Below are 12539 nucleotides of genomic sequence, written 5' to 3' on the forward strand. Positions count from 1 at the left end.
CGCGCATAGGCCCGTTCAAACAACCTCAGGGATACCCATGTCCGACCACAAGTCCTCCGCCGGCAAATCCGGCATGAACGTCGATACCGCGCTGGTTCGCGAACTCGCGGAAATGCTCGGTGAAACGGGCCTCGTCGAAATCGAGGTCGAAGACGGCGACCGCAAGATCCGCGTTTCGCGCGGCGGCGGCATCGCCATGGCCGCAGCCCCCGCCCCGATGATGGCCGCAGCGCCTGCGGCAGCGGCACCCGCAGCAGCTGCTCCTGCCCCCGAAGCGGCTCCCGCAGCCGCAGCCGAAGGTGCGATCAAGTCGCCCATGGTCGGTACGGTCTATCTCGCTCCCGAACCGGGCGCGAAGGACTTCGTATCGGTCGGCGACAGCGTGAAGGAAGGCCAGACCCTCGTTATCGTGGAAGCGATGAAGGTCATGAACCCGATCACCGCCGACAAGGCCGGGACGGTCAAGGCGATCCTCGTCGAGAACGCCCAGCCGGTCGAATTCGACCAGCCGCTGATCGTCATCGGCTGAGGCAGGCCATGACGATTTCGCGTATCCTCATCGCCAATCGCGGCGAAATCGCGCTGCGCATCCACCGCGCGGCGCATGAAATGGGCATCGAGACGGTCGCGGTGCACTCCACCGCTGACGCCGATGCCATGCACGTGCGCCTTGCAGACCATGCCGTGTGCATCGGCCCGCCTGCCGCCACCGACAGCTATCTCAACATTGCCAACATCATCTCTGCCGCAGAGGTGAGCCACGCCGATGCGATCCACCCGGGCTATGGCTTCCTCTCGGAAAACGCCAAGTTCGCCGAGATCGTCGAAGCGCACGACATCAAGTGGATCGGCCCCAAGCCAGAACATATCCGCACGATGGGAGACAAGGTCGAAGCCAAGCGCACCGCAGGCAAGCTCGGCTTGCCGCTGGTGCCCGGCTCCGACGGTGCGGTCTCCGAAATCGAGGAAGCGCGAGCGATCGCGGCCGAAATCGGCTATCCGGTCATCATCAAGGCGGCGAGCGGCGGCGGCGGCCGCGGCATGAAGGTCTGCGAAAGCGAAGACCAGCTCGAGACGCTGATGCAGCAGGCCGGCAGCGAGGCGAAGGCCGCCTTCGGCGACGCCACGGTCTATATCGAGAAGTATCTCGGCAACCCGCGCCACATCGAATTCCAGGTCTTCGGCGACGGTGAAGGCAATGCCATCCACCTCGGCGAACGCGACTGTTCGCTCCAGCGCCGCCACCAGAAGGTGCTCGAAGAAGCGCCCTCGCCCGTGATCAGCCACGAAGAGCGCATGCGGATGGGCGAAATCTGCTCCTCGGCCATGCGCGACATGGGCTATCGCGGCGCCGGTACGATCGAGTTCCTGTGGGAAAACGGCGAGTTCTACTTCATCGAGATGAACACCCGCCTGCAGGTGGAGCATCCCGTCACCGAAGCGATCACCGGTGTCGATCTCGTGCGCGAACAGATCCGCATCGCGGCAGGCCATCCGCTCTCGGTCAAGCAGGACGAGATCGAGTTCCACGGCCACGCCATCGAGTGCCGCATCAATGCCGAGGATCCCTGGACCTTCGCGCCCAGCCCCGGCCAGGTGAGTTATTATCACGCGGCAGGCGGCATGCACGTTCGCGTCGATAGCGGCCTTTACGCCGGCTACCGCATCCCGCCCTATTACGACAGCATGATCGCCAAGCTGATCGTCTATGGCCGCACGCGCCAGGGCTGCATGATGCGCCTCAAGCGCGCGCTGGAAGAGATGGTCGTCGAAGGCGTGAAGACCAACATCCCGCTCCACCAGGAACTGCTGCTGCAGGACGACGTGAAGAGCGGCGATTACTCGATCAAGTGGCTCGAGGAATGGCTGAAGGAGCGCGAAGCCTGACGAGCGGCGACGCGTCGCGGCCGATCGAGCCGCGCCGCCTTGCGGCCTGGACGGTGCTGGCGAACCTGTTCCTCGATACCGAGCATTCGGAGGGAATCCTGCTCTGTCTAGCGCGCGACCTGCGCGAGACGGGCTATTCGTCCGGAGAACTGGAAGACATCCTGCGCCGCGAGGTGGCCCCTGTGTTCGGCAGCAACCTGCTGTCCATGGCCGGGGAATGGGCGCTGTGGGACAAGGACGAGGTCGCGGAAATCATGGAACGGGAGTTCCTGTCCCGCAAGCGCCTGACGCCCAGCCAGTGGGTTGCAGGGCGGTTCACGAATGCGATGGTGCGGCGCGACCTCAGAAAGCTGATGCGCCTCGCCTAGCTAGTCGAAGGTGAACCCGGCCGCCTTGGCTTCGGCGATGATCTCTTCGCCGGTCATGCGCGGATGTTCGCCCGCCACGCAGGCCCAGCTGGCCGCCTCGTCGACGAAGATCTCCTTCTCGATCTCCGCGCCGCCGGCATCGTCGAACAGTCCAGCAGAAAAACTGCGGTTTCCGGTGGGGAGGAACTTGAACCACAGGTTCGACCCGCAGGTCTTGCAGAACGCGCGTTCGGCCCAGGCGCTGGATTGGTAGACCGCGATCTGGTCCTCGCCGTGGATCGTGAATCCGCTCCCCGACAGGGCACTGTAGAACGCCCCGCCCCAGCGACGGCACATGGAACACTGGCAGATTTCGACCTGCCCCGCAGGCTCGTCCAGTTCGATCCGGACAGCCGAGCAGAGGCAGCGCCCCTCGATCATCCCAGCGGGACGCCCGGCTCGTTCTTGCTGGTGCGGATCGTCAGCGATGTCTTCACGCTTGCCACATTGGGTGCGGGCGTCAGCTTGCTGGTCAGGAATTCCTGGAAGCTCTGCAGGTCGCGGCTGACGATCTTGATGATGAAATCGATCTCGCCATTGAGCATGTGGACCTCGCGCACTTCGGGCAGGTCCTTCATCGCGCTCTCGAATTCACGCAGCGCGTCTTCCGCCTGGCTCTTCAGGCTGACCATGGCGAAAACGGTGATCGAGAAGCCCAGCTTCGAAGGATCGAGTTCCGCGTGGTAGCCGCGAATCACGCCTTCTTCCTCCAGCGCGCGCACGCGGCGCAGGCACGGCGGAGCGGTCAGACCGACGCGGTGCGCCAGTTCCACATTGGTGATTCTGCCCTCGTCCTGCAGTTCGGAAAGCAGACGACGATCGATTTCGTCGAGATTCGCCATGAAATATCCTCGATACAACGCCACGCCAGAAAGACGATGCGCACTTAAGAAATGTTGAAAAGGCGCAACCATCGGATTGGCTAACATTATTATCTTTGCCAGCAATCGTCCCGCTTTGCAACGTGGCGGAAACATCTCGTTCATCACGTTTGTTGGAGCGGTAGAAGGGGTAGGCGCGCCATGGTTACCGGCCCGCAAACCTTCCCTGTACCGGAGCTGCAATGCATTTTGACGACCGCCTTGCCACAGTCCTGCGCAATCGCGCGGCGGGCGAGCGTGCGGCGCGTACGCAGTTCCGCCAGCTTCTGGACCTGTTGGGAGAGCGTCCGCAGGCCGGCGACAAGGCGCTGAAGGCTGCCGCTTACCTGCGCCTGATCGCACTGGGCGAGATGATCCCGGTCAAGGACCGCGCCGCGATCGTGGGCGAAAGCGGCTGGCGTTTCCGCAATCCGGAACTGGTGAAGTGGTTCGGCGAGGCGCATCCCCATATCGCGGCTGCCGCGCTCTATCGCGCCCGCCTGACGGGAGAGGAGTGGGAAAAACTCATCCCGCAGCTACCCATCCGCGCGCGCGGTTTCCTCCGCCATCGCCGGGACCTGCCCGACGAGGCTGTCCGGGCGCTCGACGCACTCGGCGTGTCCGACCGCGCGCTGCCGCTGCCCGAACCGTTCGACCTGGTCGAAGAATTCGCAACGCCGGATGTCGAGGGCGTGCCGGAGCTAAGCGAACCCGAAATCCTGCCCGAAGAGCCGGAACCGCTTTCGCTTTCGCCCGAACGACTGGTGCCGGAACCGGAGCCGGAACCGGGCCCTGTCCCGCTGCCCAAGCCGCAGCCGGCCATGGGTGGTTCGGAAGGCATCCGCGCCCTGGTCGACCGGATCGAGGCATTCCAGCGCACCCGTTCGGAACGCTCCAGCGACAACGACGACCCGCGCCTGCCGCTGGGCGAAGACGACGAACAGGTCGCGGCAAAGCCCATCGACCAATTCCTGTTCGGCTGCGACACGGAAGGCCGCATCGACTGGGCCGAACCGGGCATTGCACCGATGGTGACCGGCATGGACATGGCTTCGCTAGCCAAGGATAGCGAAGAGGCAGCGCGCACCCTCCGCATGCGCCAACCCATGACGGCGCTGGCCGTCAACATTCGCGGCGCGGTCCGACTGGAAGGCGATTGGGTGGTCGATGCGACCCCGCGCTTCACCCGCTCGGAAGGCCGTTTCTACGGCTATGTCGGACGTTTCCGTCGCGCGGTGTCGGGCATCGAGGACCGCCGCGAGGCCGAGGCTGATCGCCTGCGCCAGCTGCTCCACGAACTGCGCACGCCGGTTAACGCCATGCAGGGCTATGCCGAGATCATACAGCAGCAGATGATCGGCCCTGTGCCCCACGAATATCGCGCCATCGCAGCGACCATCGCCGGGGACGCCGCGCATATCCTTGCCGGGTTCGACGAACTCGACCGGCTGGCCAAGCTGGAAACCGGCGACCTCGACCTCGAAAAGGGCGATGCCGATTTCGCCGCCATCGCCCGCAAGCAGGTGGCACAGTTGCAGCCGGTGCTCAGCCCCCGTGTCGCGCGCTTCGACGCCGACCTTGGCGAAGGGCGCGCGCCGATCGGCCTGTCGCAGGGCGAGGCGGAACGGCTCGCATGGCGCCTTCTCGCCACGCTTGCTGGCACCTTGGCGGCCGGCGAGACGGTATCGCTCAAGATGCAGACGGGGCTCGAACAGGTGGAATTCGCGCTCACCCTGCCCGCTGCCCTACGCAAGGCGGCGGACATATTCTCGGTCGATACCCGCGCGCAGACCGGTGCGCTGAGTGCGGGTATTTTCGGAGCCGGCTTCTCGTTGAGGCTCGCGCGGGCAGAGGCGCGCGCGGCGGGCGGGGAACTGGCAAGGGTGGACGATGCGCTGGTGCTCAGCCTGCCGCTCTTGACCGCCGCCAGCAGCCTGCCTAGCCCTGAAAACCAGCCGGACAGTGCAGCCGGCTGAAACAGGGAGGCAAAACTCCCGGGGCTCGCGATACAACGCTTGAGGGGAAGTTTCGCTTGGCCGACCGCAGCCTGCTCGATCCGCCACCAGCCTCGCTCAAGGTGCGATTTGCGCCGGGTTTCGGCCAGCGCGTCCTGCTGACGGTCGATACCGAAGAGGAATTCGACTGGTCCAAGCCTTTCTCGTCCGAAGGCCACGGCACCGGCCACGTGCTGCGCATCGCCAAATTCCAGGAATTCTGTGAAGGCATGGGCGTGGTGCCGGTCTACCTCGTGGACTGGCCGGTCGCCACTTCTCAGCGGGCGCGCGATATCCTCGTCCCGCTGGTGCAGCAGGGCAAGGCCGAGATCGGCGTGCAGCTCCACCCGTGGGTCAATCCGCCGCTCATCGAGGATACCACCGTACACAACAGCTTCGCCGGCAACCTCCCGCCGGACCTGGAACGCGACAAGTTCAATCGGCTGGTCGACGCGATCGAGGACAGCTTTGGCGTCGTGCCGCAAATCTATCGTGCAGGACGATACGGAGTCGGTCCGGCCACTGCGCGCATGCTGAAGGATCGCGGCATCGCCATCGACAGTTCCGTGCGGCCGCATCACGACTATTCCGCACAAGGCGGGCCAGACTTCCGCCAGCACCCCGACCATCCCTACTGGACCGACGAGGAGCGGCGGCTGGTCGAACTGCCGCTCACGACCAGCTTCTGGGGCATGCTTCGCCGGCAGGGCGCGCTGGTCCAGCCGCTGCTGCGCAGTTTCCCGAAGCTCGGCGGCGTACTCAACCGGCTGGGCCTGTTCGAACGCATACCGCTGACGCCGGAGGGCACCAGCAAGGAAGAGGCGCTGCGCTGCATCGACATGGCGCTGGACGACGGGCAGGAATTGCTGGTCATCAGCTTCCACAGCCCCTCGCTTGTGCCCGGCCACACGCCCTATGTCCGCACCGAGGATGACCTCGACGATCTCTACGACTGGCTGCGCGGGGTCTATGCCTATTTCGCAATGCGCGGCGTGCGGCCCACAACGGTGCGGGAAATCGTCCAATCGGTGGAGGTCTGACGCTTGCGCATGGGCGAAGGCGCGGCTAGTCGCGGCATTCGCCAGATCGGCGGATGGCGTGGGCCTGTAGCTCAGTTGGTTAGAGCTGGCCGCTCATAACGGCTAGGTCGCGGGTTCGAGTCCTGCCGGGCCCACCAGCCAGTCCGTCCATCCGGTCGTGTTTGCCCGTGTCGGGGAGTAGCGCAGCCTGGTAGCGCATCTGTTTTGGGAACAGAGGGTCGCAGGTTCGAATCCTGTCTCCCCGACCACACGGCAAACTGAGGGAAGGAGGACAGACTGACCGCCTCCGCCTATCCCGCAGTCCCCGACCGGCGCGCGATCTGGGCGATCGCCCTGCCCGCCATGGTGACCAATGTCGCGACCGCCCTGATCGGGATCGGCGACATGTGGATCGTGGGCCAGCTGGGCGATGCCCCGACGCAGGGCGCGGTAGACGTAGGAGCACGCCTTTTCGCCGTCCTTTTCACGGTCATGAACTTCCTCAAGACCGGCACCACCGGCCTCGTCGCACAGGCAGGCACGCGCTCCGGCATGGATGCACAGGTCTCGGTGCTTGTGCGCGGGCTGGTCGTGGGCCTTGCCATTGCGGCCATTTTGCTGGTGGCAAAGCCGCTGCTGCTGCCGCTTTCGCTGGAGGCGCTGGGCGCCGAGGGCGCGGTGCTCGACGCCGCGCGGGTCTATGCAGAAATCCGCTACTGGTCCGCGCCGGCCGTCATGGCCAATCTCGCGCTCATCGGCTTCATGGTCGGACGGCGGCAGATGAAGGCCGTGCTGCTGTTCGAAGTGGCCTACAACCTGGCCAATATCCTGCTTGGCGTGTGGTTCGTCTTCGCGCTGGACAGGGGCATTGCCGGCATCGGCTGGTCGAGCCTGATTGCGGAATACGGCAAGCTGGCTGCGCTTGGCGTGTTCCTCGCCCGCGGCGAATTGCTGCGGCAGGTGGCAGCCGCGCTCAGGGAACGCTCGACGCTGGAGTGGCGGTCCCTGCGACCCTTCCTGTCGGTCAATCGGGACCTGTTCCTGCGCACGCTGGTGCTGACCGTCTCGCTTGCCGCGCTGACCCGCCTTTCGGCAGAGCGCGGCGCGGTGCTGCTCGCAGCGAACGGCATCCTCTACCAGATGTTCATTTTCACTGCCTTGCTGCTCGACGGGTTCGAGAACGCAGCGCAGGTGCTCAATGGCGAGCGGGCGGGCGCAAGCGACCGAAGGGGCTTTGTCGCCTACGCACGGGCAATCCTGCTGCGCGGAACTAGCGCCGCGTCGGTTGTCGCGCTTGCCTTCGCCTTGTTCTCGGGCCCTGTGCTGGCGAGCTTTGCGGCGACGGCGGACGTGGAAGCCACAGCGCTGGCGCTGGCCCCTTGGCTGATAGTCATCCCCTTCGCAGGCGTCGCCAGCTTCGTCCTCGACGGAGTGTTCGTGGGGGCTAGCTGGACGCGGGCGCTGCTCGTTTCGATGGGGCTGGCTTCTGCCGTCTATGCCCTGACGCTATGGCTGAGCTGGCCGCTCGGCGCGCATGGGTTGTGGCTATCGTTTACCGTGTTCCTGCTCGCGCGAGCCGGTTTCCAGCTACTGCTGATGCCGCGACTGCTGGACCGGGAGTTCGGAGCGACGCCTGCCGGCTAGGCGCGCGCGGCGCGTAGTTCGTCCTCGCCGCGCCATTCGGTGACGACGTTGTTCTTGTCGACCTTGCCATCGTGGACGATGCGGTTGCGCCCGCCCTGCTTGGCGGAATAGAGCGCCGCGTCGCAGCGCGCGAAGAGCCTGCCGTAACCTTCGCCCTCGTCACGCCCGGCAACGCCGAAGCTTGCCGTGAGGCGGTGATCTTCGGGCATGCCTTCGATGGCGCGGTCACCGAAGCGGCGGCGTACGCGCTCGGCCATGGCCATGGCTGCCGCGCCGTCGCAATTCCATGCGAGAACGCAGAATTCCTCGCCCCCGATGCGACCGGCAATGTCGGTATCGCGAATGGTGGAGCGGATGACCTCGCCGAATTCGGCAATCGCATTGTCGCCGGTCTGGTGGCCGTAGACGTCGTTGACCGCCTTGAAGTGGTCGATGTCGGCGACGACGAGCGAGACCGGCACGGATTCCTGCTTCGCCTTTTCGAGCCAGGCAATGACGTCCTGTTCGAAAGCGCGGCGCGTCCTGAGACCGGTCAGCATGTCGAGTTCGGCCTTCTCGCGCACTGCGACCATCTGGTCGTAGATGCAGGCGCCCAGCAGGACCAGCGCGCTGGAAAGCGAGATGATCGAGAGCGAAAGGTTCACGACCGAATAATAGATCGATTCGCGGTATTCGCTGGCGATGATGCTGCCTTCGAACATCAACGTAATGACCGGGCGGATCAGGAATTGCGCAGCCAGCAGCACGTGCATGAAGATCACGAAGCGGTCGATCGCCTCGCGCCGGTGCGCATTGAGCAGCGACATCAGGCCGATGACGTACATGACGCCGTAACCGGTGTTGACGATGATCAGGCGCGAGGAAATGTCCGCCGAGACCGCCACGGCCACGGCAAGGGTCGCCGCCGACAATCCGTAAACCAGCAGCAGCGCGCCGAGATAAGGCGGCTGGCCAACGCGGCGCGTCAGGCCCCAGATCGCCGATGCGACACTGAGCGAATAGAAGAACTGGGTGAGGTGGAACACATAGCTCGACGCTGTGTCGAGCAGGTGTGTCACCGTGAAGCCGACGGTGAAGAAGAAATAGGTAGCAGCGAAGGCGAGGACGTAATTGTCCATCTTCCCGCGCTTCCACAGCACCAGGAACAGGATGCAGAAGATCACCGCCGAAAGCGGAGTAATCAATCCGATTATCTGTTCGCGCATGCGTGGTTTCCCCCCGAAAGCCCCGAGCTAACCCGCGAAGGTTAATTTGTCGTTGAGGAAAAGCGCGATTATCGAGTGATTATCGCCCCTTACCGGATAGCGCCCTTAGTTGGCGGGTGCCGCACTGCGCAATATCGGGGCTTCCCGATTGGCGAGGATTCCCACAACCTCGGTCCAGACGGCGACATTCTGGCGCACTTGTGCAGGGTCGATCTTGTCGAGCGTATCGTCGGCCGTGTGGTGCAGGTCGAAATAGCGGGTGCCGTCCTGCCGCAGGTCGATCAGTGCCCCACCCTGCTCGCGAACCAGGTTTAGGTCCGCCCCGCCGCTCGCCACACCCCGCGACGGTGCCACGCCGAAGCGCGCGACGGCGCGCGCGATCTGGCCGAACAGCGCCGGGTCGCTGGCAGTGAAATTGGTGTCGAATTTCCAGATGCGGTCGGCGCCGAAATCGCTTTCGAGACCGACATAGACTGGCTCGTCAGCATGGGCCTTGGCATAGGCGGCGCTCCCCCACAGGCCCGTTTCCTCGGCCCCAGCGAACAGCAGGCGGATGGTGCGCAGGGGCCTGCCCTGCGCCGCGACGTGCTTTGCCGCCGCAGCAATAATGCCGCAGCCCGCCCCGTCGTCGATTGCGCCCGTACCGAGGTCCCAGCTGTCGAGATGGCAGGCAAGCAGCACCGGCGGGAGTGCCGGGTTACGGCCGGTGATCTCGCCCACCACATTGCCGCTGGTGGTCGTGCCGAGATCGCGCGGCGTCAGCAGCAGCTTCATGCGCACCGTCTGGCCGCGCGCGAACATGCGCTCCAGATTGTCGGCATCAGGGTTGGACAGCGCGCCTGCAGGGATGGGCTCCACCCCGTCGGTAAAAGTGGTCGTCCCGGTGTGCGGTACGCGGTGGCTATCGGTGCCGACCGATCGGATAACGGTTGCAATCGCGCCCTTGCTCGCCGCCAGCGAAGGCGCGGTCCAGCGCGCCGGTCCGGCAAAGCCGTAGCCCGAACCGTCCTGTGCGGGGCGCATGTCGTGACTCACGAATGCGATCTTGCCTGCAAGGCTGCCTGCTTCCGCGTCGCGCAGATCGGCGAAGCTGGGGAAATAGACAACTTCCGCCTCGATCCCCTCGGGGCCGGTCGAACTGGTGGTCGAGAGGGCCGTGATCGTCATCGGCTGTGCGAAGGGCGCGATGACCCAGGCAAGTTCCTGTCCGCGCACCCAGGTTTCCATCTCGAAGGGCTCGTCCGCCACATTGGCAAAGCCGTTGCGCTTCAGCCAGGCCATCGCCCAGATGCGGCCGCGCGCCTCCTGCTCGGTGCCCGGCATGCGCGGGCCGACTTCGGTGGTGATACCCTCTACGAAATCCCACGCGACGGTGTCGCCGGTCAGCGCCTCGTCGGCGGTATTGGCAAGGGCCGGAGCGGCAAAGGCGAGCGCGACGAGCGCGGCAATCTGGTTTTTCATGGCGCGCTTGCTAGCAGCCGCAGCCGTCCTGCCAAGCGTCAATCGGGCGCGCGCGCCGCGAAACCGCTCTGGTCGAAATAGCGCACGGTCTTTTCGAGCCCTTCGCGCAACCGCGTGGTTGCCTCCCAGCCGAGCATTTCGCGGGCCAGCCTCGTGTCCGGACGGCGGCGGCGCGGATCGTCCTGCGGCAGCTTGCCCGTGTTGGCTGCCCCTTCGTCCATTGCCGCCAAGCGCTAGGCGAAGGCAGGCCGTAATTCCACCCTCCGGCTTGCCCCCAGCCACAGCTACGACTATCTGGCGCGCAACCTTTCCATTCCCGAACAGAATCGCTCGAAGGACACGCCCGATGGCCGCCCAATACGCCTTTGTCATGAAGGACATGACCAAGACCTTCCCCGGTGCAAACAAGCCGGTGCTGAACAACATCAACCTGCAGTTCTACCAGGGCGCCAAGATCGGCATCGTGGGTCCCAACGGCGCGGGCAAGTCGACGCTAATCAAGATCATGGCCGGCATCGACAAGGATTTCACCGGCGAAGCATGGCCGGGCGAGAACATCACTGTCGGCTATCTGGAGCAGGAGCCCGAGCTCGACCCGACCAAGACCGTGCTCGAAAACGTGCGTGAAGGCGCGAAGGAAACGGCCGATCTCGTCGCGCGCTTCAACGAAGTCAGCGCGCTGATGTGCGAACCCGACGCCGATTTCGACGCGCTGGGCGCAGAAATGGGCGAACTGCAGGACAAGATCGACGCAGTCGACGGCTGGACGCTCGACAACCAGCTCGAAGTCGCGATGGAAGCACTGCGCTGCCCGCCCGGCGACTGGCCGGTGAAGGACCTGTCTGGCGGTGAAAAGCGCCGCGTCGCGCTGACCCGCCTGCTGATCCAGAAGCCGTCGATCCTGCTGCTTGACGAACCGACCAACCACCTCGACGCGGAATCCGTCCAGTGGCTTGAAAACCACCTCAAGGAATACGCCGGTGCGGTGCTGATGATCACCCACGACCGCTACTTCCTCGACAATGTGGTGGAGTGGATCCTCGAACTCGACCGCGGCAGCTACTATCCGTACGAAGGCAACTACTCGACCTACCTTGAGAAGAAGGCCAAGCGTCTCGAGCAGGAAAGCCGCGAGGAGAGCGGCAAGCAGAAGGCCCTGCAGCGCGAACTCGAATGGATCCGGCAGACGCCCGCCGCCCGCCAGACCAAGTCCAAGGCGCGTATCCGCAAGTTCGAGGAACTGCAGAACAGCCAGGACAACCGTGCCGTCGGCAAGGCCCAGATCGTCATCCAGGTGCCCGAACGCCTCGGCGGCAAGGTCATCGAGGCGAAGGGCATTTCCAAGGCCTATGGCGACAAGTTGCTGTTCGAAGACCTCAGCTTCACCCTGCCCCCGGGCGGCATCGTCGGCGTGATCGGCCCCAACGGCGCGGGCAAGTCCACGCTGTTCAAGATCCTGACCGGCAAGGAAGAACCCGACAGCGGCACGATCGAGATCGGTTCGACAGTGCGTCTCGGTTATGTCGACCAGAGCCGCGACCACCTGAACCCGCAGAACAACGTCTGGGAGGAAATCTCCGACGGGCTCGATTACATGAAGGTCAACGGGCAGGATATGTCGACGCGCGCCTATGTCGGCGCCTTCAACTTCAAGGGCCCGGACCAGCAGAAGAACGTCGGCAAGCTATCGGGCGGTGAACGCAACCGCGTCCACATGGCGAAGATGCTGAAGGCGGGCGGCAACGTGCTGCTGCTGGACGAACCGACCAACGACCTCGACGTCGAAACGCTCGCTGCGCTGGAAGACGCGATCGAGAATTTCGCCGGCTGCGCCGTGGTCATTTCGCACGACCGCTTCTTCCTCGACCGACTGGCCACGCACATCCTTGCTTTCGAGGGCAACAGCCACGTCGAATGGTTCGAAGGCAACTTCGAGGCTTACGAAGAGGACAAGCGCCGCCGCCTAGGCGATGCGGCCGACCGTCCGACGCGTCTCGCCTACAAGAAACTGACGCGTTAAGGCTGGCGTCACAGTCGACCGGCCAGGAGGACTTTCAAGGGG

At 64.7% G+C, this 12539-nt stretch carries 12 protein-coding genes and 2 tRNA genes; 9 read left to right on the forward strand and 5 right to left on the reverse strand.

The genetic code is table 11. The annotated features are described in order from the left end of the window. Positions 1-37 precede the first annotated feature (37 nt). Genes accB through LCL94_RS02160 form a run of 3 tightly spaced genes read left to right on the forward strand, consistent with a single transcriptional unit; the run spans position 38 to position 2255 of the window. Positions 38-529, forward strand: coding sequence for an acetyl-CoA carboxylase biotin carboxyl carrier protein (accB, locus tag LCL94_RS02150; protein WP_224830784.1), 492 nt, complete (start codon positions 38-40; stop codon positions 527-529). Positions 530-537: 8 nt separating this feature from the next. Continuing rightward, complete coding sequence (accC, locus tag LCL94_RS02155) at positions 538-1887, forward strand: acetyl-CoA carboxylase biotin carboxylase subunit (protein ID WP_224830785.1); 1350 nt, start codon at positions 538-540, stop codon at positions 1885-1887. Next, positions 1863-2255: a hypothetical protein gene (locus LCL94_RS02160; RefSeq protein ID WP_224830786.1), complete on the forward strand. Its 393-nt coding sequence runs from the start codon at positions 1863-1865 to the stop codon at positions 2253-2255. The genes accC and LCL94_RS02160 overlap by 25 nt, the downstream gene beginning before the upstream one ends. Here LCL94_RS02160 and LCL94_RS02165 read toward each other — a convergent pair whose 3' ends face one another. Together LCL94_RS02165 and LCL94_RS02170 are read right to left on the reverse strand one after the other, a co-directional pair. After that, a complete protein-coding gene (locus LCL94_RS02165) occupies positions 2256-2675 on the reverse strand; it encodes a GFA family protein (RefSeq protein WP_224830787.1) in 420 nt (139 codons plus the stop codon). Beyond that, positions 2672-3136 carry an Lrp/AsnC family transcriptional regulator gene (locus tag LCL94_RS02170; RefSeq protein WP_160607537.1) on the reverse strand — a complete coding sequence of 155 codons (465 nt, stop codon included), beginning with the start codon at positions 3134-3136 and terminating at the stop codon, positions 2672-2674. The genes LCL94_RS02165 and LCL94_RS02170 overlap by 4 nt, the downstream gene beginning before the upstream one ends. A 221-nt stretch (positions 3137-3357) precedes the next feature. On the opposite strand from LCL94_RS02170, the gene LCL94_RS02175 reads away from it, so the two are divergent. From LCL94_RS02175 to LCL94_RS02195, 5 genes are all read left to right on the forward strand, one after another. Next, positions 3358-5130: a sensor histidine kinase gene (locus tag LCL94_RS02175; RefSeq protein ID WP_224830788.1), complete on the forward strand. Its 1773-nt coding sequence runs from the start codon at positions 3358-3360 to the stop codon at positions 5128-5130. 56 nt (positions 5131-5186) lie between these two features. Continuing rightward, on the forward strand, positions 5187-6188 hold the full coding sequence (locus LCL94_RS02180) for a polysaccharide deacetylase family protein (RefSeq protein ID WP_224830789.1): 1002 nt from the start codon (positions 5187-5189) through the stop codon (positions 6186-6188). A gap of 60 nt (positions 6189-6248) precedes the next feature. After that, positions 6249-6325 (forward strand) — tRNA-Ile (locus LCL94_RS02185). Positions 6326-6359: 34 nt separating this feature from the next. Continuing rightward, positions 6360-6436 (forward strand) — tRNA-Pro (locus LCL94_RS02190). Between the two features lie 94 nt (positions 6437-6530). Further along, positions 6531-7811, forward strand: a complete 1281-nt coding sequence (locus tag LCL94_RS02195) for an MATE family efflux transporter (protein ID WP_224830790.1) — start codon at positions 6531-6533, stop codon at positions 7809-7811. Here LCL94_RS02195 and LCL94_RS02200 read toward each other — a convergent pair. The 3 genes from LCL94_RS02200 to LCL94_RS02210 all read right to left on the reverse strand — a co-directional run bounded on the left by LCL94_RS02200 (position 7808) and on the right by LCL94_RS02210 (position 10698). Continuing rightward, entirely contained in the window at positions 7808-9016 is a 1209-nt protein-coding gene (locus tag LCL94_RS02200) for a GGDEF domain-containing protein (protein ID WP_224830791.1), read from the reverse strand. The genes LCL94_RS02195 and LCL94_RS02200 overlap by 4 nt on opposite strands. 105 nt (positions 9017-9121) lie before the next feature. Continuing rightward, positions 9122-10477: a M20/M25/M40 family metallo-hydrolase gene (locus LCL94_RS02205; protein WP_224830792.1), complete on the reverse strand. Its 1356-nt coding sequence runs from the start codon at positions 10475-10477 to the stop codon at positions 9122-9124. A 38-nt stretch (positions 10478-10515) separates the two neighbouring features. Then, on the reverse strand, positions 10516-10698 hold the full coding sequence (locus tag LCL94_RS02210) for a hypothetical protein (RefSeq protein ID WP_224830793.1): 183 nt from the start codon (positions 10696-10698) through the stop codon (positions 10516-10518). Between the two features lie 125 nt (positions 10699-10823). Here LCL94_RS02210 and ettA point away from each other — a divergent pair, with 125 nt between their 5' ends. Beyond that, positions 10824-12497 carry an energy-dependent translational throttle protein EttA gene (ettA, locus tag LCL94_RS02215; protein WP_160607545.1) on the forward strand — a complete coding sequence of 558 codons (1674 nt, stop codon included), beginning with the start codon at positions 10824-10826 and terminating at the stop codon, positions 12495-12497. Positions 12498-12539 lie beyond the last annotated feature (42 nt).

It is taken from the genome of Qipengyuania gaetbuli (genome assembly GCF_020171365.1).
GTDB classification, from domain to species: domain Bacteria; phylum Pseudomonadota; class Alphaproteobacteria; order Sphingomonadales; family Sphingomonadaceae; genus Qipengyuania; species Qipengyuania gaetbuli_B.